The 22571-nt window shown below is 69.7% G+C and carries 23 protein-coding genes; 14 read left to right on the top strand and 9 right to left on the bottom strand.

Annotation, left to right across the window (positions count from 1 at the left end; translation table 11 throughout):
* The first annotated feature begins 44 nt into the window (after positions 1 to 44).
* The 13 genes from FIU88_RS14860 to tatC all read left to right on the top strand — a co-directional run bounded on the left by FIU88_RS14860 (position 45) and on the right by tatC (position 12462).
* Complete coding sequence (locus FIU88_RS14860) at positions 45 to 2273, top strand: primosomal protein N' (RefSeq protein ID WP_253742580.1); 2229 nt, start codon at positions 45 to 47, stop codon at positions 2271 to 2273.
* 138 nt (positions 2274 to 2411) lie between these two features.
* Positions 2412 to 4097: an arginine--tRNA ligase gene (argS, locus tag FIU88_RS14865; protein WP_152479742.1), complete on the top strand. Its 1686-nt coding sequence runs from the start codon at positions 2412 to 2414 to the stop codon at positions 4095 to 4097.
* A gap of 3 nt (positions 4098 to 4100) precedes the next feature.
* Positions 4101 to 4823, top strand: a complete 723-nt coding sequence (locus FIU88_RS14870) for an SPOR domain-containing protein (protein WP_152479743.1) — start codon at positions 4101 to 4103, stop codon at positions 4821 to 4823.
* A 193-nt stretch (positions 4824 to 5016) separates the two neighbouring features.
* The gene (gene hslV, locus FIU88_RS14875) at positions 5017 to 5535 is read left to right on the top strand and encodes an ATP-dependent protease subunit HslV (protein WP_016853485.1); all 519 of its coding nucleotides are present in this window, start codon (positions 5017 to 5019) and stop codon (positions 5533 to 5535) included.
* A 2-nt stretch (positions 5536 to 5537) separates the two neighbouring features.
* On the top strand, positions 5538 to 6860 hold the full coding sequence (gene hslU / locus FIU88_RS14880; RefSeq protein WP_016853484.1) for an ATP-dependent protease ATPase subunit HslU: 1323 nt from the start codon (positions 5538 to 5540) through the stop codon (positions 6858 to 6860).
* A gap of 93 nt (positions 6861 to 6953) precedes the next feature.
* A complete protein-coding gene (locus FIU88_RS14885; protein WP_016853483.1) occupies positions 6954 to 7337 on the top strand; it encodes a gamma-butyrobetaine hydroxylase-like domain-containing protein in 384 nt (127 codons plus the stop codon).
* Positions 7338 to 7603: 266 nt separating this feature from the next.
* The gene (gene ubiE / locus FIU88_RS14890; RefSeq protein ID WP_016853482.1) at positions 7604 to 8359 is read left to right on the top strand and encodes a bifunctional demethylmenaquinone methyltransferase/2-methoxy-6-polyprenyl-1,4-benzoquinol methylase UbiE; all 756 of its coding nucleotides are present in this window, start codon (positions 7604 to 7606) and stop codon (positions 8357 to 8359) included.
* Between the two features lie 7 nt (positions 8360 to 8366).
* Complete coding sequence (locus FIU88_RS14895) at positions 8367 to 9008, top strand: SCP2 domain-containing protein (RefSeq protein WP_016853481.1); 642 nt, start codon at positions 8367 to 8369, stop codon at positions 9006 to 9008.
* A complete protein-coding gene (gene ubiB, locus FIU88_RS14900; RefSeq protein WP_152479744.1) occupies positions 9005 to 10627 on the top strand; it encodes a ubiquinone biosynthesis regulatory protein kinase UbiB in 1623 nt (540 codons plus the stop codon). The genes FIU88_RS14895 and ubiB overlap by 4 nt, the downstream gene beginning before the upstream one ends.
* Before the next feature lie 28 nt (positions 10628 to 10655).
* Complete coding sequence (locus tag FIU88_RS14905; protein WP_016853479.1) at positions 10656 to 10991, top strand: phosphoribosyl-ATP diphosphatase; 336 nt, start codon at positions 10656 to 10658, stop codon at positions 10989 to 10991.
* Positions 10992 to 11035: 44 nt separating this feature from the next.
* On the top strand, positions 11036 to 11290 hold the full coding sequence (gene tatA, locus FIU88_RS14910; protein WP_016853478.1) for a Sec-independent protein translocase subunit TatA: 255 nt from the start codon (positions 11036 to 11038) through the stop codon (positions 11288 to 11290).
* Between the two features lie 6 nt (positions 11291 to 11296).
* Entirely contained in the window at positions 11297 to 11701 is a 405-nt protein-coding gene (gene tatB / locus FIU88_RS14915) for a Sec-independent protein translocase protein TatB (protein WP_152479745.1), read from the top strand.
* Positions 11698 to 12462, top strand: a complete 765-nt coding sequence (gene tatC, locus FIU88_RS14920; RefSeq protein WP_016853476.1) for a twin-arginine translocase subunit TatC — start codon at positions 11698 to 11700, stop codon at positions 12460 to 12462. The genes tatB and tatC overlap by 4 nt, the downstream gene beginning before the upstream one ends.
* An 89-nt stretch (positions 12463 to 12551) precedes the next feature.
* Here tatC and elbB read toward each other — a convergent pair whose 3' ends face one another.
* Complete coding sequence (gene elbB / locus FIU88_RS14925; RefSeq protein ID WP_152479746.1) at positions 12552 to 13211, bottom strand: isoprenoid biosynthesis glyoxalase ElbB; 660 nt, start codon at positions 13209 to 13211, stop codon at positions 12552 to 12554.
* Positions 13212 to 13550: 339 nt separating this feature from the next.
* Here elbB and ppk1 point away from each other — a divergent pair, with 339 nt between their 5' ends.
* On the top strand, positions 13551 to 15755 hold the full coding sequence (gene ppk1, locus FIU88_RS14930; RefSeq protein WP_152479747.1) for a polyphosphate kinase 1: 2205 nt from the start codon (positions 13551 to 13553) through the stop codon (positions 15753 to 15755).
* Between the two features lie 84 nt (positions 15756 to 15839).
* On the opposite strand, the gene FIU88_RS14935 is transcribed toward ppk1, so the two are convergent.
* From FIU88_RS14935 to rho, 8 genes are all read right to left on the bottom strand, one after another.
* A complete protein-coding gene (locus FIU88_RS14935) occupies positions 15840 to 16904 on the bottom strand; it encodes a 3-deoxy-7-phosphoheptulonate synthase (protein WP_016853473.1) in 1065 nt (354 codons plus the stop codon).
* A gap of 5 nt (positions 16905 to 16909) precedes the next feature.
* The gene (locus FIU88_RS19215) at positions 16910 to 17074 is read right to left on the bottom strand and encodes a hypothetical protein (protein ID WP_172977724.1); all 165 of its coding nucleotides are present in this window, start codon (positions 17072 to 17074) and stop codon (positions 16910 to 16912) included.
* A gap of 134 nt (positions 17075 to 17208) precedes the next feature.
* Entirely contained in the window at positions 17209 to 17355 is a 147-nt protein-coding gene (locus tag FIU88_RS19220; protein WP_172977725.1) for a hypothetical protein, read from the bottom strand.
* Between the two features lie 89 nt (positions 17356 to 17444).
* Entirely contained in the window at positions 17445 to 17573 is a 129-nt protein-coding gene (locus tag FIU88_RS19540; RefSeq protein WP_016853471.1) for a hypothetical protein, read from the bottom strand.
* Between the two features lie 75 nt (positions 17574 to 17648).
* A complete protein-coding gene (gene folM / locus FIU88_RS14940; protein ID WP_152479748.1) occupies positions 17649 to 18362 on the bottom strand; it encodes a dihydromonapterin reductase in 714 nt (237 codons plus the stop codon).
* Positions 18359 to 19144, bottom strand: a complete 786-nt coding sequence (locus FIU88_RS14945) for an NAD(P)H-flavin reductase (RefSeq protein ID WP_152479749.1) — start codon at positions 19142 to 19144, stop codon at positions 18359 to 18361. The genes folM and FIU88_RS14945 overlap by 4 nt, the downstream gene beginning before the upstream one ends.
* Positions 19141 to 20634, bottom strand: coding sequence for a 4-hydroxy-3-polyprenylbenzoate decarboxylase (gene ubiD, locus FIU88_RS14950; protein ID WP_152479750.1), 1494 nt, complete (start codon positions 20632 to 20634; stop codon positions 19141 to 19143). The genes FIU88_RS14945 and ubiD overlap by 4 nt, the downstream gene beginning before the upstream one ends.
* 314 nt (positions 20635 to 20948) lie before the next feature.
* Positions 20949 to 22208 (bottom strand): transcription termination factor Rho, encoded by a 1260-nt coding sequence (gene rho / locus FIU88_RS14955; protein ID WP_016853467.1) that lies wholly within the window; start codon positions 22206 to 22208, stop codon positions 20949 to 20951.
* Positions 22209 to 22571 lie beyond the last annotated feature (363 nt).

The following is a 22571-nucleotide window of genomic DNA, read 5'->3' on the forward strand; positions in this document are numbered from 1 at the left end:
ACGCGGCGGCCGAGCATTCTAGCAGAGCCGCCTCCGGAGGCCAATTGTCCGTTTCCTCCCCCGCCGTGCTGGGCATCGCCGTTCCCTCCCCGCTTCGCCGACTGTTCGACTATCGCCCCGCCGGCGCCCCGCCGGAGGGCGGCTGGCAGCCGGGGCTGCGCGTGCGAGTGCCCTTCGGCCCGCGCCGGGTGGTCGGCGTGGTGGTGGAGTGCCGCGACGACAGCGACCTGCCGCTGGCCAGGCTCAAGCCGATCGAGGACCGCCTCGACGACGCACCCCTGCCGGCGGACTGGCTGTGGCTGTGCCGCTTCACCGCCCGCTACTACCAGCACGCGCCCGGCGACACCCTGCATCAGGCGCTGCCCGCGCTGCTGCGCCAGGGCCGCGCCCTGGAGGCCCGCACCCGGGAGCGCTGGCAGGTCACCGAGGCCGGCGCCGGCGAGACGCCGGAGAGCCTCGGCCGGGCGCCGCGCCAGGCCGAGCTGCTGACCATGCTGCGCCAGCATCCTCAAGGACTGCTCGCCCAGGCCATCCTCGCCCAGTCGTTCACCCGCCCCCAGCTGCAGGCCCTGGAGAAGAAGGGGCTGGTCACGCGGCGCGAGGAGCCGCGCACCGGCCCCGCCGAGGCCGGCGGCCCGCTGCTGGCCGAGCCGGTGCTGCCGCTCAACCGCGAGCAGGCCGCCGCCCTGGCCGCGCTTCACGAGGGCCTCGACGCCTATCATCCCTGCCTGCTGCACGGCGTCACCGGCAGCGGCAAGACCGAGGTCTACCTGCAGCTGATCGAGGCGGTGGTCGGCCGCGGCCGCCAGGCCCTGGTGCTGGTACCCGAGATCGGCCTGACGCCGCAGACCCTGGCGCGCTTCAAGCGCCGCTTCCGGGTGCCGGTGGTGGCGCTGCACTCGGGGCTCACCGATCACGAGCGGCTCGACGCCTGGGAAGCCGCGGCCAGCGGCCGGGCGCCGATCGTCATCGGCACCCGCTCGGCGATCTTCACGCCCCTGGCCGCCCCCGGCGCGATCATCGTCGACGAGGAGCACGACGGCTCCTTCAAGCAGCAGGAGGGGCTGCGCTACCACGCCCGCGACCTGGCCGTGGCCCGCGCCCACCATCACGGCATCCCGCTGGTGCTGGGCAGCGCCACGCCGTCGCTGGAGACCCTGCACCGGGCCCAGAACGGCGACTACCGCCACCTGCGCCTGACCCAGCGCGCCAGCCGCCACGCCCCGGCGCGCCTGGAGCTGGTCGACCTGCGCGGCCGCCCCCGCCGCGGCGGGCTGATTCCGCCGGTGCTCGAGGCCGTCGAGGAGACCCTGGCCGCCGGCCATCAGGTGCTGGTGTTCATCAACCGCCGCGGCTTCGCCCCGACGCTCAGCTGCCACGCCTGCGGCTGGCTCGCCGAGTGCGACCACTGCGACGCCCGCCTGACCCTGCATCGCCAGCCGCCGCTGCTGGCCTGCCACCACTGCGACCAGCGCCGCGCCCTGCCCGATGCCTGCCCCGACTGCGGCAGCGCCGACCTGCGCCCGCTGGGCAGCGGCACCGAGCGCACCGAGGAGACGCTGGCCGAGCGCTTCCCCGACGTGCCGGTGCACCGCATCGATCGCGACAGCACGAGGCGCCGCGACGCCCTGGAGCAGACCCTGACCGAGGTGCGCCGCGGCGAGCCCTGCCTGCTGGTCGGCACCCAGATGCTGGCCAAGGGCCATCACCTGCCCCACGTCACCCTGGTGGTGGTGGTCAACGCCGACGCCGGCCTCTATGCCAGCGACTTCCGCGCCCTGGAACACAGCGCCCAGCTGCTCGAGCAGGTGGCCGGCCGCGCCGGGCGCGCCGCCCATCCGGGCCGCGTGCTGGTGCAGACCATGCACGCCGACGACCCGCACCTGCGCCTGCTCTCGGCCCGCGGCTACGACGCCCTGGCCGAGCAGCTGCTGGAGGAACGCCGCGTCGCCGCCCTGCCGCCGTTCCGCTTCCTGGCGCTGCTGCGCCTGGAGGGTGCCCAGGAGGCGGCGGTCACCGAGCTCGGCGGCCGCGCCGCCGCGGCGCTGCGCGAGCACCTCGAGGCGCGCGAGCTGGACGTGGACTGCCTGGGCCCGGTGCCGGCGCCGATGGAGCGCCGCCAGAACCGCTATCACCTGCAGCTGATGCTCTCCGCCGAGAAGCGCAGCCGGCTCCACGAGGCCAGCGCCTGGCTGGCCGCCTGGCTGGAAGCCGAACCGGCGGCGCGGCGGGTGCGCTGGTCGCTGGACATCGACCCCCTGACGCTGAGCTGAGGGCATCGAAGGCCCGTGGCGCGCCGGCGCCGCGGCCGGCCCGGGGTTTAAAGCCCGCGCGCAATTGTCGATAATGTGCGGCCAAATGCCCGCCGACGGGCGTTCGACCCGCCCGCGCCACAGGACATCAGATTCCCCATGAAAGACACCATCATCTCCCTGCTGGAGGGCGCCCTGGACGAACTCAAGCGCCAGGACGTCCTGCCCTCCGAGCTCGCCCCGACCATCAAGGTCGACCCGACCAAGGACAAGGCCCACGGCGACTACGCCACCAACCTGGCGCTGATGCTGGCCAAGCCCGCCGGCAGGAAGCCCCGCGAGCTGGCCGAGGCGCTGGTCGAGGCGCTGCCGGCAAGCGACGCCGTGTCGAGGGTCGAGATCGCCGGCCCCGGCTTCGTCAACTTCTTCGCCGCCACCGACGCCGCGGCCCAGGTCATCCGTCGGGTGCTGGACCAGGGCGACACCTTCGGCCGCAGCCTCAGCGGCCAGGGCCAGAAGGTCCAGGTGGAGTTCGTCTCCGCCAACCCCACCGGCCCGCTGCACGTCGGCCACGGCCGCGGCGCGGCCATCGGCGACAGCATCTGCCGCCTGCTCGAGGCGGTGGGCTATGACGTCACCCGCGAGTTCTACTACAACGACGCCGGCGCCCAGATCTCCAACCTGGCGCTCTCGGTGCAGGCCCGCGTCAAGGGCATCGACCCCGAGGACGACGGCTGGCCGGCCGACGGCTATCGCGGCGGCTACATCATCGACGTGGCCAACGGCTACCTGGCCGGCGACACCATCCACGCCGACGACCGCCACGTCACCGGCGCCGCCGACCCGGACGACCTGGACGCCATCCGCGAGTTCGCCGTGGCCTACCTGCGCCGCGAGCAGGACCTCGACCTGCGCGCCTTCGGCGTCGAGTTCGACGTCTACTTCCTCGAGTCCTCGCTGTACCGCGACGGCAAGGTGGCGGCCACCGCCGAGCGCCTCGCCGAGAAGGGCCACACCTACGAGCAGGACGGCGCCACCTGGCTGCGCACCACCGACTTCGGTGACGACAAGGACCGGGTGATGCGCAAGCAGGACGGCCACTACACCTACTTCCTGCCCGACGTCGCCTATCACCTCGACAAGTGGCAGCGCGGCTTCACCACCGTGATCAACGAGCAGGGCGCCGACCACCACTCCACCGTGACCCGCGTGCGCGCCGGCCTGCAGGCGCTCGAGGCCGACATCCCCCAGGGCTGGCCCGACTACGTGCTGCACCAGATGGTGATGGTCACCCGCTCCGGCGTGGAGGTGAAGCTCTCCAAGCGCGCCGGCAGCTATGTCACCGTGCGCGACCTGATCGACGAGGTCGGCCGCGACGCCACGCGCTTCTTCCTCGCCGCGCGCCGCGCCGACTCCCAGCTGACCTTCGACATCGACCTGGCCCGCTCGCAGTCCAACGACAACCCGGTCTACTACGTGCAGTACGCCCACGCCCGCGTGTGCAGCATGCTGCGCAAGGCCGAGTCGCTCGAGCAGCCGTTCGACCACGGCCAGGCCATGGACCACCTGGCGCGCCTGGAGGCCGAGCAGGAGAAGGCGCTGATGAACCGCCTGGCCCGCTACCCGGAGGTGGTGGCCCACGCCGCCGCCAGCCGCGAGCCGCAGCAGATCGCCCAGTACCTGCTCGACCTCGCCGCCGAGTTCCACACCTGCTACAACGCCGTCAAGGTGATGGTCGAGGACGATGCCCTGCGCAACGCCCGCATGGCGCTGTTCCTGGCCGCCCGCCAGGTGCTGCGCAACGGCCTGGACCTGATGGGCGTCGGCGCCCCCGAGGAGATGTAAGCCATGGCCAGCCGCAAGCCCGCCGACAACAGCCGCAAGCGAGGCGCCACCAGCTCCCGGAAGCGCCCCGCCAAGGCACCGGCGCCGCGGCGTGGCGTGCCCGGCTGGCTATGGGGCCTGACCGGCCTGGTGGCCGGCTTTTTGATCTCGCAGCACCAGCACGGCACCGCCCCCTGGCAGGACGGCCCGGCCTCGCCGGCGCCGCTGACCGCCGGCGAGCCCCAGGGCCGGTCCGGCGGCCAGGCGCCGGCGGACGACGAGCCGCCGATGCCGACCTTCGAGTTCTACACCCTGCTGCCGGAATCCGAGGTCATCGCCCCGGGCGAGCAGGCGGCCTCCTCCACGGCCACGCCGCCCCCGCGGCCCGCCGAGGACGATGACGAGGAGGACGATTCCAGCGCCGAGTCCGTCTCGGCCGACGACCCCATCGCCCGGGTAATCGCCGCCAACAGCGCACCGGCCGAGGACACGACGCGCAACGCCGAGGACGGCAAGCGCTACGTGCTGCAGGCGGCCTCCTTCCGCCAGGCCGGCGACGCCCGGCAGCTGGCCGGCCGGCTCAAGGACTTCGGCCTGCTGGCCAACATCAGCGAGGTCCAGACCGGCAACGGCGCGACCTGGCACCGCGTCCAGGTCGGCCCCTACCAGGACCGTCGCGAGCTGTCCCGGGCCCGCGACCTGATGTCCACCCAGGGCATCGAGCCGCTGCTCATCCAGCTGCAGTGACGCGCCGCGCTTGAATTCCGGGCCCGGCGCCCACACCTCCCCAGTAGCTCATGCACGGCGCCGCCTCTCGCGGCGCCGCAGGGGAATCGCCGGCACGAGCCGGCGAGCGGCGCGACATGCCTCGCCCGCGCCCCTTGTTCCGCCATTCCAAAGTCATCGGGAGCCGAACGCTCCCACAAGGAGAGTCCCCTCCATGACCACGATCGTTTCCGTGCGTCGCGGCGACCAGGTGGCGCTGGCCGGCGACGGCCAGGTGTCGCTGGGCAACACCGTGATGAAGGGCAACGCCAGCAAGGTGCGTCGCCTCTACCGCGGCCAGGTGCTGGCCGGTTTCGCCGGCGGCACCGCCGACGCCTTCACCCTGTTCGAGCGCTTCGAGGCCCAGCTCGAGAAATACCAGGGCCACCTGACCAAGGCCGCCGTGGAGCTGGCCAAGGAATGGCGCACCGACCGCGCCCTGCGCCGCCTCGAGGCGCTGCTGGCCGTGGCCGACAAGAACGCCTCGCTGATCATCACCGGCAACGGCGACGTGGTGGAGCCCGAACGCGGCATCATTGCCATCGGCTCCGGCGGCAACTTCGCCCTGTCCGCGGCCCGCGCCCTGCTCGAGAACACCGAGCTGTCGCCCCGCGAGATCACCGAGAAATCGCTGGAGATCGCCGGCGACATCTGCGTGTTCACCAACCACAACGTCACGCTGGAAGAGCTCTGACCATGACCCAGATGACCCCGCGCGAGATCGTCCACGCCCTGGACCAGTACATCATCGGCCAGCAGGACGCCAAGCGCGCCGTGGCCGTGGCGCTGCGCAACCGCTGGCGCCGCATGCAGCTCGACGACGAGCTGCGCCAGGAGGTCACGCCCAAGAACATCCTGATGATCGGCCCCACCGGCGTGGGCAAGACCGAGATCGCCCGCCGCCTGGCCAAGCTGGCCCGCGCGCCCTTCATCAAGGTCGAGGCCACCAAGTTCACCGAGGTGGGCTACGTCGGCCGCGACGTCGAGTCGATCATCCGCGACCTCACCGAGGCCGCCATCAAGCTGGTCCGCGAGCAGGCCAAGGAAGAGGTCGGCCATCGCGCCGAGGACGCCGCCGAGGACCGCATCCTCGACGCCCTGCTGCCGCCGCCCCGCGGCCAGGAGAACGAGCCGCGCACCGAGAACGCCACCCGCCAGTCGTTCCGCAAGAAGCTGCGCGAGGGTCAGCTCGACGACAAGGAAATCGACATCCAGGTCACGCCCCAGGGCCAGGGCATGGACATCAACACTCCGCCGGGCATGGAGGAGATGACCAGCCAGCTGCAGAACCTGTTCTCCAGCATGGGCAAGCAGCAGACCGAGACCCGCCGGGTGGCCGTGAAGGACGCCTTCGCGCTGCTGCGCGACGAGGAGGCCGGCAAGCTGGTCAACGAGGACGACATCAAGAGCCGCGCCATCGAGGCGGTCGAGCAGCACGGCATCGTGTTCCTCGATGAGCTCGACAAGGTCGCCAAGGGCAGCGCCAACTCCAGCGGCGGCGAGGTCTCCCGCGAGGGCGTGCAGCGCGACTTGCTGCCGCTGATCGAGGGCTCCACCGTGTCCACCAAGTACGGCATGGTGAAGACCGACCATATCCTGTTCATCGCCTCCGGTGCCTTCCACCTGTCGCGCCCGTCGGACCTGATCCCCGAGCTGCAGGGCCGCCTGCCGATCCGCGTCGAGCTCGACGCCCTGACGCCGGACGACTTCAAGCGCATCCTCACCGAGCCGTCCGCGGCGCTGACGCGCCAGTACCGGGCGCTGATGGCCACCGAGGGCCTGGACGTGACCTTCACCGACGACGGCATCGCACGCATCGCCGAGATCGCCTGGAAGGTCAACGAAGGCACCGAGAACATCGGCGCCCGTCGCCTGCACACCGTCATGGAGCGCCTGCTCGAGGAGGCCTCCTACCAGGGCGGCGACCTGGGCAGCCCGCTGACCATCGACGCCGCCTACGTCGACTCCCAGCTCGGCGAGCTGGCGCTGGACGAGGACCTGTCGCGCTACATCCTCTAGGCGCGACGCGAAAAGGCGATCGCATGGGGAGGGAGGCCCGACCTCCCTCCCCCTCGCGCCCCGCATCCCTCGGACATTTCACCGGAGGTGCCCATGTCCGCCCCGATCCCCACCCGAGTGCACTACCACAAACAGGCCCGCGAGCTGGAGCTGACCTATGAAGGCGGCGAGAGCCACCGGCTGTCGGTGGAGTACCTGCGTGTCTTCTCCCCCTCCGCCGAGGTGCGCGGTCACGGTCAGGGTCAGGAGACCCTGCAGGTCGGCAAGAAGCACGTCGGCCTGGCCAACATCACCCAGGCCGGCCGCTACGCGCTCAAGCTGCACTTCGACGACGGCCACGACAGCGGCCTCTACAGCTGGGACTACCTGCACGAGCTGATCGAGCACCGGGAGGCCAACTGGGCCGACTACCTGCAGCGACTCGAAGACGCCGGGGCCTCGCGGGAGGCGCTGGGCATCGAGATCAAGCAGCTGTAGGAATCGGCACGCTCCGGAGGCGCCGGGGACGAGTCGTCGAGGGGGTTTTTGCCATGGATGGCAAAAGTAGCGCCCATGGATGGGTTCACAGCGCCCCTCGTGGACTCGTCGCCGGATCAGCCCCATGCAACGTCCCGGTTACAGGGGCCAGAGCAACCGCCTCCACCGTCAAGACAAGGCCCCCCGGGGGGCGCTACAATGCGGCCCAACACGCGGGGCCGTCGGCCTCGCCCCCATTGTGCAGCTGACCCGGGAGCCTCCCTCGCATGACCCCCAGCGACAAGCGCACCACACACTTCGGTTACCAGGAAGTTCCGGTCGACGAGAAGGCCTCCCGCGTGGCCGACGTCTTCCACTCGGTGGCCGCCCGCTACGACGTGATGAACGACCTGATGTCGTTCGGCATCCATCGGGTGTGGAAGCGCCTGACCATCGAACGCGCCGGCGTCCGCCCGGGCCACAGCGTGCTCGACATCGCCGGCGGCACCGGCGACCTGACGCTGAAGTTCTCGCGACTGGTCGGTCCCCGGGGGCGCGTGGTGCTGGCCGACATCAACGAATCGATGCTGCGGGTCGGCCGCGACAAGCTGCTCGATCGGGGCGTCGGCGGCAACGTCGAGTACGTCCAGGCCAACGCCGAGACCCTGCCCTTCCCGGACAACACCTTCGACTGCATCACCATCGCCTTCGGCCTGCGCAACGTCACCGACAAGGACGCCGCGCTGCGCTCCATGGCGCGGGTGCTCAAGCCCGGCGGCCGACTGCTGGTGCTGGAGTTCTCCAAGCCCGACAACGCGCTGCTGAGCCAGGCCTACGACCAGTATTCCTTCCGCCTGCTGCCGCGCATGGGCGAGCTGGTGGCCGGCGATGCCGAGAGCTACCGCTACCTCGCCGAGTCGATCCGCATGCACCCCGATCAGGAGACCCTGAAGGGCATGATGGAGGCCGCCGGCCTGGAGCGGGTCGAGTACACCAATCTCACCGGCGGCATCGTCGCCCTGCACCGCGGCATCAAGCTGTGAGGACGAGATGGCGCTGACACCGACCCTGCTGCTGGGCGGCCTCGAACGCAGCCTCAACGCCCTGCTGGCCCGCGACCCCGCCGCGCCCGCGCGGCTCTCCCGCCTCGCCGGCCAGCGCCTGCTGGTGCGCCTCGAGGGCTCGCCGCTGGCCGTGGCCATGGCCTACCACGCCCAGGGCGTGGACCTGATGCGCCCGGACGACGAGCCCGAGCACGCCTTCGACGCCGTCGTCGAACTCGACCCCGAGACCCTGGGCGAGCTGCTCGGCGGCGCCTCGGTGGAGCGGCTGATGTTCCAGGGCAAGCTCGCGGTGCGCGGGCATATCCCGCTGCTCGAGGCGACCCGCGACCTGCTGCTCGACCTCGACCTGGACTGGGAAGGCGAGCTGGCCCACTGGCTCGGCGACGTGCCGGCCCACAGCCTGGCCGAGGGCATGCGCAGCCTCGGCCGCTGGGGCCTGCGCACCCGCCAGGAGCTGTGCGCCGACGTCTCCGAGTACGTCTTCGAGGAGGCCCGCCTGCTGCCCGGCCGCCATCAGTTCGAGGGGCTGCGCGATCACCTCACCGAGCTGGAAGTCGCCACCGACCGCCTCGAGGCGCGCCTGGAGCGCCTGCGCCGCCGCCTCATCTCTGCGGGAGACGGCGCATGATCCGGCGGCTCGCGCGCATCGCCTGGGTGGTCACCCGCTATCGCCTGGATACCCTGATCCCCCACGAGCGGCTGCCCTGGTGGCTGCGCGGCCTGCTGGCCTTGTCGCCGCTGCGGCTGGTGCCGGTGGGCCAGCGTCCGCGCGGCGAGCGGCTGCGCCTGGCGCTGGAGACCCTGGGGCCGATCTACGTCAAGTTCGGCCAGGTGCTGTCGACCCGCCGCGACCTGTTCCCCGACGACATCGGCAACGAGCTGCGCCGGCTGCAGGATCAGGTGCCGCCCTTCCCCGGCCACCTGGCCCGCGGGCTGGTCGAGGAAGAGCTCGGCATGTCGCTGGACGAGGCCTTCTCGGAGTTCTCGTCCGAGCCGCTGGCCTCGGCCTCGGTGGCCCAGGTCCACGCCGCCCGGCTGCCCGACGGCGAGCAGGTGGTGGTCAAGATCATCCGCCCCGGCATCGAACGCGTGATGCGCCAGGACATGGCGCTGATGTACCGGCTGGCCGCCGGCCTGGCGCGCATTCCCGAGGCCCGCCGGCTGCGCCCGGTGGAGGTCGTCCGCGACTACGAGTCGACCCTGTTCGACGAGCTCGACCTGACCAAGGAAGCCGCCAACACCTCCCAGCTCAAGCGCAACTTCAAGGGCTCGCCGCTGCTGTTCGTGCCGACCATCCACTGGGCGCTGACCCGCCGCCGGGTGATGGTCCAGGAGCGCATCCACGGCATCCCGGTGGCCGATCTCGAGGCCCTCGAGGCCCAGGGCACCGACCTGCGCCGGCTGGCCGAGCGCGGCGTGGAGATCTTCTTCACCCAGGTGTTCCGCGACAACTTCTTCCACGCCGACATGCACCCGGGCAACATCTTCGTGTCCCGCGAGACGCCCTGGAACCCGCAGTACATCGCCATCGACTGCGGCATCGTCGGCAGCCTGACCCGCGAGGACCAGGACTACCTGGCGCGCAACCTGCTGGCCTTCTTCCATCAGGACTACTACGAGGTGGCGGCGCTGCACATCGAGTCGGGCTGGGTCAGCGAGGACACCCGGGCCAACGAGTTCGCCGCCGCGGTGCGCACCGTGTGCGAGCCGATCCTCGAGAAGCCGCTCAAGGACATCTCCTTCGGCCAGGTGCTGCTGGGCCTGTTCCAGACCGCCCGGCGCTTCAACATGGAGGTCCAGCCGCAGCTGGTGCTGTTGCAGAAGACCCTGCTCAACATCGAGGGCCTGGGGCGCCAGCTGTACCCGGACCTCGACCTCTGGGCCACCGCCAAGCCCTACCTGGAGGACTGGATGAAGGAGCGCGCCGGCACCCGCGGGCTCTGGGAGTCCATGAAGCGCCAGGCCCCCGAGCTCTCGCGACAGCTGCCGGAGCTGCCGGTGCTCGCGCACCAGGCCCTGGCCCGGGCCGAACACGGCCATCAGCAGCGCCAGCGCCAGAGCGAGGCCATCGGTGCCATCCAGCGCCGCCTCGATGGCCAGGGCAGGCGCCAGCGCCGCCTGCGCCTGGGGCTCGTGATCGTGGCGGTGGCACTCGCCTGGCAGCCGCTGGTCCAATGGGCAGACGGCCAGCCCTGGCCGGTGCTGGGGGCGGTGGCCATCGGCGCGGCGCTGCTGGCCTGGAACTGATTCACCCACTGCAACGGAAACGTCTCATATGAGCGATATTCTCGACCGCCTCGACGAGGTCTTGACCAGCCGCCGCCAGGCCGCTCCCGACGACTCTTACGTGGCCAGCTTGCATCACAAGGGCCTGAACAAGATACTCGAGAAAGTCGGCGAGGAAGCCACCGAGACGCTGCTGGCGGCCAAGGACGCCGAACAGGGCGACGAGGCGGCGCGCCAGGCGCTGGTCGCCGAGACGACCGACCTGTGGTTCCACAGCCTGGTGATGCTGTCGCACATGGGGCTGAGCCATCGCGAGGTCCTCGACGAGCTGTCCCGACGCTTCGGTCTGTCCGGCCACGACGAAAAGGCCGCGCGGCCCCGATAAGACAACGACGCCGATCTCCGGCGCAGCAACCTGAGGTATACCCTATGTTAGGCGGCATCAGTATCTGGCAACTCCTGATCGTCCTCGGCATCATCATCCTGATCTTCGGCACCAAGAAGCTGCGCAACGTCGGCGGCGACCTGGGCGGCGCGGTCAAGGGCTTCAAGAAGGCCATGGGCGAGGAAGAGAAGAGCGACGAGGGCGACAAGCCCCAGGCCCAGGTGCGCCACGACGACGAAGGCCGGACCTACGACGTCCACGCCGAGCGCAAGGCCGAGGAATCGGAAGAGCGCAAGTAAGCCGCCATGTTCGACATCGGCTTTCTCGAACTCCTGTTCATCGGCGTGGTCGCCCTGCTGGTGCTGGGCCCCGAGCGTCTGCCCAGGGCCGCCCGCACCGCCGGGATGTGGATCGGTCGTATCAAGCGCACGGTCTCCGGCATGCAGCGCGAGATCAACGCCCAGCTCGAGGCGGAGGAGCTGCGCCAGAAGCTCAACGAGCAGCAGAAGAAGCTCGACGAGGGCCTCGACCGGGTCAAGCGCGACGTCGAACGCTCGGTGGAGACGCCCGGCGAGCGCGGCACCGGCGCCGCCCCCCGGGAACGCGCCGAGGCCACGCCCGAGCGTCGCCTCGACGATGCCCTGGGTCGCGCCCGCCGTCAGACCGATGACTCCGACGCCGACGCCCACGAGGACGCCTCTTCCCGATGAGCCAAACCGACGACTCCCAGGGGCCGGGCCATGCCCCGCTGATCGAGCATCTGGTCGAGCTGCGCTCGCGACTGCTGCGCGCGGTAATCGCGATACTGGTGATCTTCCTCGGCCTCTACGCCTTCGCCAACGACATCTACGCCTTCGTCGCCGAGCCGCTGATGGCGCTGCTGCCGGAAGGCTCGCGGATGATCGCCACCGAGGTGGCCTCGCCGTTCCTGGCGCCCTTCAAGCTGACCCTGGTGGTGGCGGTGTTCATCGCCGTGCCCTTCGTGCTGCATCAGGCCTGGGCCTTCATCGCCCCGGGGCTGTACGACAACGAGAAGGCGCTGGCGCTGCCGCTGCTGGCCTCCAGCGTGGCGCTGTTCTACGCCGGGGCCGCCTTCGCCTACTACGTGGTCTTCCCGCTGCTGTTCCAGTTCTTCACCCAGACCGGGCCGGAGGACGTGGCGGTGATGACCGACATCAACCAGTACCTCAACTTCGTGCTCAAGCTGTTCTTCGCCTTCGGCGTGGCCTTCGAGATCCCGATCGCCACCTTCCTGCTGATCCTGAGCGGGGCGACCACGGTGGAGAGCCTGTCGAAGAAGCGCCCCTACGTGGTGCTGGGCTGCTTCGTGGTGGGCATGCTGATGACCCCGCCGGACGTGGTCTCCCAGAGCCTGCTGGCGGTGCCGATGTACCTGCTCTACGAGGTCGGCCTGCTGTTCGGCCGGCTGGTGCGTCGCAGGCGCGACCGGGACGCCGCCGACGAGCAATAAGCCGCGAGCCGCACATCGCCCGGAGCAAAAGAAACCCCGAAGGCTTGGCCTTCGGGGTTTCTCGTCGCTTGCCGCTCGTGGCTCGGCGCTTACAGATCCATCATCTCGTCGATGCGATCCACCAGCTTGAAGATGCCGGTCGCCGCCTCGCCGAGGCGGGTGGCCAGCATGTAGGCCGGGGTGGTGATCACGCGGTTGTCGAAGTCGACCACGATGTCCTCCACGCCGCAGCTGCGATGCAGCCCCCCCATGCTGCTGATGGCGCCCGCCACGCCCGGGTCGTGACCGATGGTCACGGCGATGCCCGGCCCCAGCAGGCGCGGCACCATCACCGGCGCGATGCACATCAGGCCGATCGGCTTGCGATCCTCGTGGAACTCGGCCATGGCCCCCACCAGCTCCTCGTGGATCACCATGTCGGCGCCGGCCTCGGCGAAGTTGGAGAGGTTCTTGGCCGCCCCGAAGCCGCCGGGCAGGATCACGGCATCGAACTCGTCGGCCTCCAGTTCGGCCAGCGGAGAGATCTCGCCGCGCGCCAGGCGCGCCGACTCGACCAGCACGTTGCGGCGCTCCTCGGCCGCCTCGCCGCTGCGGTGATCGACCACGTCATGCTGGTCGATGTCCGGGGCGAAGCAGCGATAGCCGATGCCCAGCTGGTCCAGGCGCAACAGGGTCAGGGTGGTCTCGTAGATCTCAGAGCCATCCTGGACACCGCATCCCGACAGAATGACCGCCACCTGCTTGCTCATTATGCGTCTCCTTGTGCGCCCCCCGCCGGTCGTCGACGGGGCCGATGAACATGAAGCCACCACTTTAGAGAGTCCCCGTAAGCGCGACAAGGCGCGTCTTTCGGCGTCGAAGCGTGCTGATATACTCAGGACATCGCCCCCGGCGGAGGACTGTCATCATTCTGTCATTTATGGGCACCAGACTTGCCACGGCGGCCGAGCCCGGCCCCGCCTGCCCCTGATCGTCTCCCGCAACAGGCGATGCATGACGCCTCCCGGCGCCACGGGCAGGACGGCATCATGAACGATAACGCCCGGCGAGCGACGCGGCCGCCCGCGGGCCGACGACAGGGTACTTCCATGGACGATTCACGTAGCCCCGACACCTCGATCCCCTCCGAGCCCGCCGCGACAGGCGAGCCCCAGAGCGAGACGCCCGCCCCGCGCATCAACCAGACGCGCACGGGGATCAAGCCCAAGGCGCTGCCGGACCCCGAGGCCGACCTCGCCGACCCCGGGCTCTACTTCAACCGCGAGCTCTCGCACCTGCAGTTCAACGTGCGGGTGCTCGAACAGGCCCTGGACGAGGCGCACCCGCTGCTCAACCGGCTGATGTTCCTGCTGATCTTCTCCTCGAACATGGACGAGTTCTTCGAGATCCGCGTGGCCGGCCTGAAGAACCAGATCATGGTCGGCGACGCCTCCTCAGGCGCCGACGGCCGCTCGCCGCGCTCGGTGCTGAGCGAGATCTCGCAGATCGCCCACGAGCAGGTCGATCGCCAGTACCGCATCCTCAACGACACCCTGCTGCCCGCCCTCGAGGGCCAGGGCCTGCGCTTCCGCCGCCGCGGCGACTGGAGCGAGGCCCAGCGCACCTGGGTCAAGGAGTACTTCGAGAGCGAGATCATGCCGGTGATCAGTCCCATCGGCCTCGATCCCTCGCACCCCTTCCCGCGCCTGGTCAACAAGAGCCTCAACTTCATCGTCGAGCTCGAGGGCAAGGACGCCTTCGGCCGCGAGGGTGGGCTGGCCATCCTGCCCGCCCCGCGCTCGCTGCCCCGGGTGATCGCCCTGCCCGACGAGCTCTGCGAGGAAGGCTTCACCGAGTACGTCTTCCTGTCGTCGATGATGCACGCCCACGCCGAGGAAGTGTTCCCCGGCATGAAGGTGAACGGCTGCTACCAGTTCCGCCTGACCCGCAACGCCGACCTCTCGGTGGACCCCGATGACGTCTCCGACCTGGCCTCGGCGCTGCGCGGCGAGCTGCTCTCGCGCCGCTACGGCAGCGGCGTGCGCCTCGAGGTCGCCAACAACTGCCCGGAAGAGCTGACCGAGTTCCTGCTCAAGCTGTTCAAGCTCGAGGGGGCCGACCTCTACCGGGTCAACGGCCCGGTGAACCTGACCCGCATGATGTCGGTGCTGGGCGAGGTCGAGCGCCCGGAGCTGTGCTACCGCGCCTTCACCCCCGGCCTGCCCAAGGCGCTGCGCAAGCGCGACAGCGTGCTGCAGGCCATGGCCGAGCAGGACATCCTGCTGCACCACCCCTTCCACTCCTTCTCCCCGGTGGAGGAGATGCTGCGCGAGGCCGCCCGCGACCCCGAGGTGCTGGCCATCAAGCAGACCCTCTACCGCACCGGCGCCGACTCTCCCATCGTCAATGCCCTGGTGGAGGCCGCCGGCAACGGCAAGGAAGTCACGGTGGTGATCGAGCTGCGGGCGCGCTTCGACGAGGCCGACAACCTGGCCCTGGCCTCGCGGCTGCAGGAGGCCGGCGCCATCGTCATCTACGGCGTGATGGCCTACAAGACCCACGCCAAGATGATGCACATCGTGCGCCGCGAGAAGGGCCAGCTACGCCACTATGCCCACCTGGGCACCGGCAACTACCACTCCAAGACCGCCAAGCTCTACACCGACTACAGCCTGCTGACCGCCAACCCGGTGCTGTGCGCCGACGTGCACAAGGTCTTCCAGCAGCTCTCGGGCATGGGCCGGGCGCGCCAGATCGAGAAGCTGCTGCACGCGCCCTTCACCCTCCACGAGCGGCTGGTGGCGATGATCGATCGCGAGGCCGAATTCGCCCGCAAGGGCAAGCGCGCCCACCTGATCATCAAGTGCAACTCGCTGACCGAGCCCAAGCTGATCCAGGCCCTCTACCGGGCCTCCCAGGCCGGCGTGGAGTGCGACCTGATCATCCGCGGCATGTGCTGCCTGCGCCCCGGCCTGCCCGGCATCTCCGAGACCATCCGGGTGCGCTCGATCATCGGCCGCTTCCTGGAGCACACCCGGGTGTTCCACTTCCACAACGACGGCAAGCCCGAGACCTGGGGCTCCAGCGCCGACTTCATGGCCCGCAACATGTTCCACCGGGTCGAGACCTGCTTCCCGCTGCTCGACAAGAAGCTGGCGGCCCAGGTGCGCAAGGACCTGGAGACCTACCTGGTCGACAACTGCCAGAGCTGGCTGCTGCAGCCCGACGGCACCTACATCAAGCAGGCCCCCGGCGACGCCGCGCCGATCAGCGCCCAGGAGACGCTGCTCTACGCCTACGCCGCCCACGCCTGACGCGATCGATCGAGGCGACAATGCAAAGCGCCTCCCCGGCCCGGCCGGGGAGGCGCTTTTGCGTGCGCGGGTGTCGCGTCGGGCTCAGGCGTCGCGCAGGCGCTCCGCGGCCGTGGTCAGCAGATGCTCGGTGGTGTCCCAGCCGATGCAGGCATCGGTGACCGAGACGCCGTGGCGCAGCGCGCCCGGCACCAGCGGCTGCTTGCCCTCGTGGAGATGGCTCTCCAGCATCAGCCCCGCCAGCGAGGCGTCGCCGGCCAGCCGCTGATTCAGCACGTCGAGCATCACCTCGCTCTGGCGGCGATGATCCTTCTGCGCATTGGCATGGCTGCAGTCGACCATCAGCCGCGGGTTCTGTCCGGCGTCCTCCAGGGTCCGGCGCGCCGCCGCCACCTGGGGCGCGCGGAAGTTGGGCTCGCCGTGGCCGCCGCGCAGCACCGCATGGGTATGCGGATTGCCGGGGGTCTCGCACACCTCGGGGCGACCGTCGGGCCCCATGGCGAAGTGCTGGTGGGGATGGGCGGCGGCGCGCATGGCGTCCACCGCCACCTGCAGGTCGCCGCTGGTGGCGTTCTTGAAGCCGACCACCGCCTCAAGGCCGCTGGCCAGCTCGCGATGCAGCTGGGACTCGGTGGTGCGGGCGCCGATCGCCACCCAGCTCAGCAGATCGTCGAGATAGGGCGCCAGCATCGGCTGCAACAGCTCGGTGGCCACGGGCAGGCCGAGGCCGGCGATCTCGCGCATCAGCGAGCGGGAGAGCTCGAGGCCGCGGGCCAGGTCGCCGCTGCCGTCCAGGTCCGGGTCGTAGGCCAGGCCCTTCCAGCCGACGGTGGTGCGCGGCTTCTCGACGTAGACCCGCATCACCGGCAGCAGGCGATCCTCGACCCGCGGCGCCAGCTCGGCCAGGCGGCGAGCGTACTCGAGGGCGGACTCGGGATCGTGGATCGAACAGGGGCCGATGACCACCAGCAGGCGGTCGTCGCGCCCGGCCAGGATATCGCGGATGGCCTGGCGCTGACCCTCGATGCGGCGGGCCAGGGCCGGCTCGAGCGGCAGAGCGTGGTGGAGCTCGGCCGGCGTGGGCAGCGCGCGGGCGTCGCGGCGGGAGGCGGATTCGGCGGTGGCGGCGAGGGAAACGGGGGCATTCATGAGCATCAACTCCGTGAGCGTGAAGGTCGGGACAGGGTCATGCCACCGGAAATCCCACGGTCGGAGGTGGCGCACTGAGCCGACCGCACGTCGATAAATCGCCAGCCATAGCCGTAATAGTCCCGGCCCAGGGTGCGGAACTCGGCGTGGTGGCGATCGAATGCGGTCATGAGTGTCTCCTCGAATCTCGAATGCAGCGTGTCAGGCCAGAAACGCAGAACCCCCGGGCGGGGTTGCCGTCCGGGGGTTCTGCGTGTCGGAGGCAACCCTTGGCGGGCGTGCCTCGCGGCGTCGTCCTGTGCGATCAGGACACGGCCGCCGGCACGCCGGCGCTAAACCAGTAGCCCTGCCAATAATAGGCGTCACCGACGACGATCGCGTGACCATCGGCCATCGCCGCCGGGGAGGCGGTGATCGGGCGGCGCGGGGTCAGGGACGGGCTCGGTGTCATGGGGCGCTCGGTGTTTGGCGACGGTTCGCGTGAGGGTGATCCTGAATGTCAGGCTCCATCCTGCCCGCTAACGGGCCGGATGGCAAGGCTCAGCCGGTGGCGAACCGGATCCAGGCGATGGTGGCCGGCAGGCCGCTCATGCCGACCAGCACCGCCAGCCCCAGGAAGACGGCCAGCAGCCCGCTGTCGTCCTTGACGTCATCGTCGTGTTCGGACATGGCACCCTCCTCGCCTCGTCGGGAATACCGCCAGTCTAGGCGGAATGCCGTGCGACGGCGAGCCCTCCCCCGACGCTAGCGGAGATGGCGCCCGCCATCGACCGGCAGGGTGATGCCGGTCACGTAGCGGTTGTCGAGCAGGTAGCGCAGGCTCTGGTGGATCACGCCCGGCCCGGGGATCAGCCCCATGGCCGACTTGGCCCGGGCCTTCTCGGCATAGGCCTCGTCGTCGTCCTCGTTGAGCATGATCATCGCCGGCGCGATGGCGTTGACCTGGATCGACGGCGCGTACATGGCGGCGAACGACAGCGTCAGGTTCTCGAGCCCGGCCTTGGAGGCGGCGTAGGCGGCGTGCTTGCGCGAGCCCTTGGCGGCCACGAAGTCGGTCATGTGCACGATGTCGCGCATCGGCTCGCTGCAGGCCTCGAGCAGCTCGCGGGCGCCGAGGTTGATCAGGTACGGCGCCAGCATGTGCACCCGGAACAGCCGCTCGAAGTTCTCGCCGGCCTCGGGCCCGGCGACGTCCGGCGCCCAGTCGCTGGCGTTGTGGACGATGGCGCGCAGCGAGGACGTCTCGGCCCTGAGGCGCTCGAGGAAGTCCTCGATGCCGGCCTGGCTGTCGAAGTCGGCCTGCAGGGTGACGACGCCGCGGCGCCGCAGCGCCTCGAGGGCCTCGCGCTCGCGGCGGTAGCTGACGATCACCGGATGGCCCTCGTCGACCAGCCGCTCGGCACAGTGACGCCCCAGGCGCTGGGCGCCGCCGGTGATCAGGATCGGCGAGGCGCTCATGCCCGGCCTTCCCTCACCAGGCTGCCCACGGTGGGCACCAGCGGGTCCCGCGGGGCATAGGCGAAGACGTCGGAGAACACCCGAGAGGGCTCGAGCCCGAGCGAGGCCAGCACGTCGACGCAGGCGTAGACCATGCCCGGCGAACCGGAGAGGTAGACGTCATGGCCGGAGACGTCGACGTCGTCGAGCGCCGCGCCCAGTGCCGCGTCGATGCGCCCGGCATGGCCCCGGACGCGCTCGTCGGCGAAATCGTCGCCCATGCCCTGCTCGCTGACGCCGTGGAAGGTCAGGTTCGGGTGCTGGGACGCCCACTCCCGGGCCAGGCTCTCGAGGTAGAACTCGCGACGCTCCTTGGCCGCCCACCACAGGGCGATCTCGCGCGCCGGGTCGGCGTGCAGCGCCGCCTCGACGATCGCCTTCATCTGGGCGAAGCCGGTGCCGGCGGCGACCAGCAGCAACGGGCGGGTGCTGTCCGGGTCGAGCACGCAGTCGCCGCTCGGCAGCCGCAGGGTCAGGTGCTGCGCCTCCACCAGCAGCTCGCGCAGCCGCGCCGAGTTGGAGCGCTCCGGCCAGTGCTGGATGTGCAGCTCCAGCCGGCCGTCGCCCTCATGGGCATTGGCGATGGAGAACGGCACCCAGGTCTCGGGGTCGAGCTCCATCTCCAGATACTGGCCGGGCGCGTGGGCCATGGCCTCGGCGCGGCCTCCCAGGCGCACCCGGAAGACGTCGGGGGTGAGGTCCTCGACCTCGACGACCTGGCAGGTCAGGGTCCTTGCCGTCATGAATGCCTCTTGTGGTTATCAGGGGTATCGATGCCCAGCTCGTCCCAGCGCTCGCTGACGCGGGCCTTGACGGCCTCGTCCATGACGATGGGCGTGCCCCACTCGCGATCGGTCTCGCCGGGCCACTTGTCGGTGGCATCCAGGCCCATCTTGGAGCCCAGCCCCGCCACCGGCGAGGCGAAGTCCAGATAGTCGATGGGGGTGTTCTCCACCATCACCGTGTCCCGCGCCGGGTCCATGCGGGTGGTGATGGCCCAGATCACGTCCTGCCAGTCGCGGGCGCTGACGTCGTCGTCGAGCACCACCACGAACTTGGTGTACATGAACTGTCGCAGGAAGCTCCACACCCCCATCATCACGCGCTTGGCGTGGCCGGGATACTGCTTCTTCATGGTCACCACCGCCATGCGGTAGGAGCAGCCTTCCGGGGGCAGGTAGAAGTCGACGATCTCGGGGAACTGGCGGCGCAGGATCGGCACGAACACCTCGTTCAGCGCCAGCCCCAGCACCGCGGGCTCGTCCGGCGGACGGCCGGTGTAGGTGGAGTGATAGATGGCGTCGCGGCGCATGGTCATGCGCGTGACCGTGAACACCGGGAAGGTCTCCACCTCGTTGTAGTAGCCGGTGTGGTCGCCGTAGGGGCCTTCGGGGGCGGTGTCGTCCGGGTAGAGGAAGCCCTCGAGGATGATCTCGGCGGAGGCCGGCACCTCGAGGTCGGCGTGGCCGCACTTGACCAGCTCGGTGCGCGAGCCTCTCAAGAGCCCGGCGAAGGCATACTCGGAGAGCGAGTCCGGCACCGGCGTCACGGCGCCGAGAATGGTCGCCGGGTCGGCGCCCAGCGCCACCGCCACCGGGAAGGGCTCGCCGGGATGCTCGCGGCACCATTCCTGGAAGTCCAGGGCGCCGCCGCGATGGGACAGCCAGCGCATGATCAGGCGATTGCGCGAGAGCTTCTGCTGGCGGTAGATGCCGAGGTTCTGGCGCGACTTGTGCGGCCCCTTGGTGATCACCAGCGGCCAGGTGACCAGCGGCGCGGCGTCGCCGGGCCAGCAGTGCTGGATCGGCAGGCGGTCGAGGTCGACGTCGTCGCCCTCCAGCACCACCTCCTGCACCGGCGCGCGCTTGAGCCGCTTGGGCCCCATGCTCATCACCTGCTTGTAGACCGGCAGCTTGTCGAGGGCATCGCGGAAGCCCTTGGGCGGCTCCGGCTCCTTGAGGAAGGCCAGCAGCTCGCCGACCTCGCGCAGCGCGGTGACCGATTCCTGGCCCATGCCCAGGGCGACCCGCTTCGGCGTGCCGAACAGGTTGCCGAGCAGCGGCATGTCGTGGCCCTTGACGTTCTCGAACAGCAGCGCCGGTCCGCCGGCCCGCAGGGTGCGGTCGCAGATCTCGGTGATCTCCAGATAGGGATCCACCTCGGCGGTGATGCGCTTAAGCTCGCCCTGCTCTTCCAGCGCGGCGATGAACTCGCGCAGGTCCTTGTACTTCATGCGGCCTTCCCGTTATCCCGAACGACGCAAAAGGGGCAGCATAGCATGCTGCCCCTTCGGGATGCTGCGCCTGAGCCCTCGCCCCGGCCGAACGAATCGAAGGCGGGAAAGAGCGGCGAGGACCGACGCGCAAGCCCTTAGCCGAGCGCTGATGCAGAGTGAAGCGGCGCGCGGCGCTCGCCAAGGATGGCGAGCGAGCGGTACCCGTGAGGGATTATGTTGTACCGCGACGCGCAGGCCGCAAACGACGCATCAGGGTTTCGCTCGGCGTGGCGCCGGCGGCGGTCCTCGTCGCCCACCAAGGCGGCCTAGCGTCAACGCCGCTTCATGGCCTCGAAGAACTCGAGGTTGGTCTTGGTATCCTTCAGGCGATCGATCAGGAACTCGGTGGCCGCGGTATCGTCCATCGGGTTGAGCAGCTTGCGCAGGATCCACATGCGCTGCATCTCGTCCTCGGAGGCGATCAGGTCCTCGCGGCGGGTGCCGGAACGACGGATGTTGAGGGCCGGATAGACGCGCTTCTCGGCGAGCTTGCGGTCCAGGTGGGCCTCCATGTTGCCGGTGCCCTTGAACTCCTCGAAGATCACCTCGTCCATCTTGGAGCCGGTGTCGACCAGCGCCGTGGCGATGATGGTCAGGCTGCCGCCTTCCTCGATGTTGCGCGCCGCGCCGAAGAAGCGCTTGGGCTTCTCGAGGGCGTGGGCGTCGACGCCGCCGGTCAGCACCTTGCCGGAGGACGGCACCACGGTGTTGTAGGCGCGCGCCAGGCGGGTGATGGAGTCGAGCAGGATCACCACGTCCTTCTTGTGCTCGACCAGGCGCTTGGCCTTCTCGATCACCATCTCGGCGACCTGCACGTGGCGGGCCGGCGGCTCGTCGAAGGTCGAGGCCACCACCTCACCGCGCACGGTGCGCGACATCTCGGTGACCTCCTCGGGCCGCTCGTCGATCAGCAGCACGATCAGGTGACACTCGGGATTGTTGCGCGTGATCGAGGTGGCGATGTTCTGCAGCATCAGCGTCTTGCCCGCCTTGGGCGGCGAGACGAGCAGGCCGCGCTGGCCCTTGCCGATGGGGGCGGTCAGATCGATGATCCGCGCGGTGAGATCCTCGGTGGAGCCGTTGCCGATCTCCATGCGCAGCCGTTCCTGGGGGAACAGCGGCGTGAGGTTCTCGAAGAGGATCTTGTGCTTGGCGTTCTCGGGCTTGTCGAAGTTGATCTCGCTGACCTTCAACAGCGCGAAGTAACGCTCCCCTTCCTTGGGCGGACGAATCTTGCCGGAGATGGAGTCGCCCTTGCGCAGGTTGAAGCGCCGGATCTGGGAAGGCGACACATAGATGTCATCGGGGCCGGCCATGTAGGAACTGTCGGCACTGCGCAGGAAGCCGAACCCGTCCTGCAGGATTTCCAGCACGCCGTCGCCGTAGATGGCCTCGCCGCTCTTGGCGTGCTTCTTGAGGATGGCGAAGATGATGTCCTGCTTGCGGGAACGCGCCAGGTTGTCGATGCCCATCTCACGGGCGATCTCCAGGAGTTCCGGCACGGGCTTTTGCTTGAGTTCGGTAAGATTCATCGGTGTGTTCAGAAGTTGCTCGTGAAAGCCGGGCAGTCGTGCGCCGTATGGGAAAAGAGGCGAGACATTAACGCCGCGTGGATGCGTTCAGAGCCCGGACAGGCTGCCTCTCGTCGAATGCGGGTCATGGCCACGGGCGGGCAACCGCTGAGGATGCCGGGCCAGTCTCGGGAGCGAGGGAGCAGGTTCGTTTTCGCCTGAAATCAGCGCAACAGGCCATGGGCCGGGAAGAGGGCTGATTGCAGAGGGCTATCTGACGACTTGGATAAAATGACCGTGGCGTGGTTGCCATGCGCGGTCGGGAAGCATTCGGAACAGGCGAACGCCCCGATACTAGTCAAGGGTGACGGGAAACGCAATACC

Source organism: Halomonas sp. THAF12 (genome assembly GCF_009363675.1).
Classification (GTDB): Bacteria; Pseudomonadota; Gammaproteobacteria; order Pseudomonadales; family Halomonadaceae; genus Halomonas; species Halomonas smyrnensis.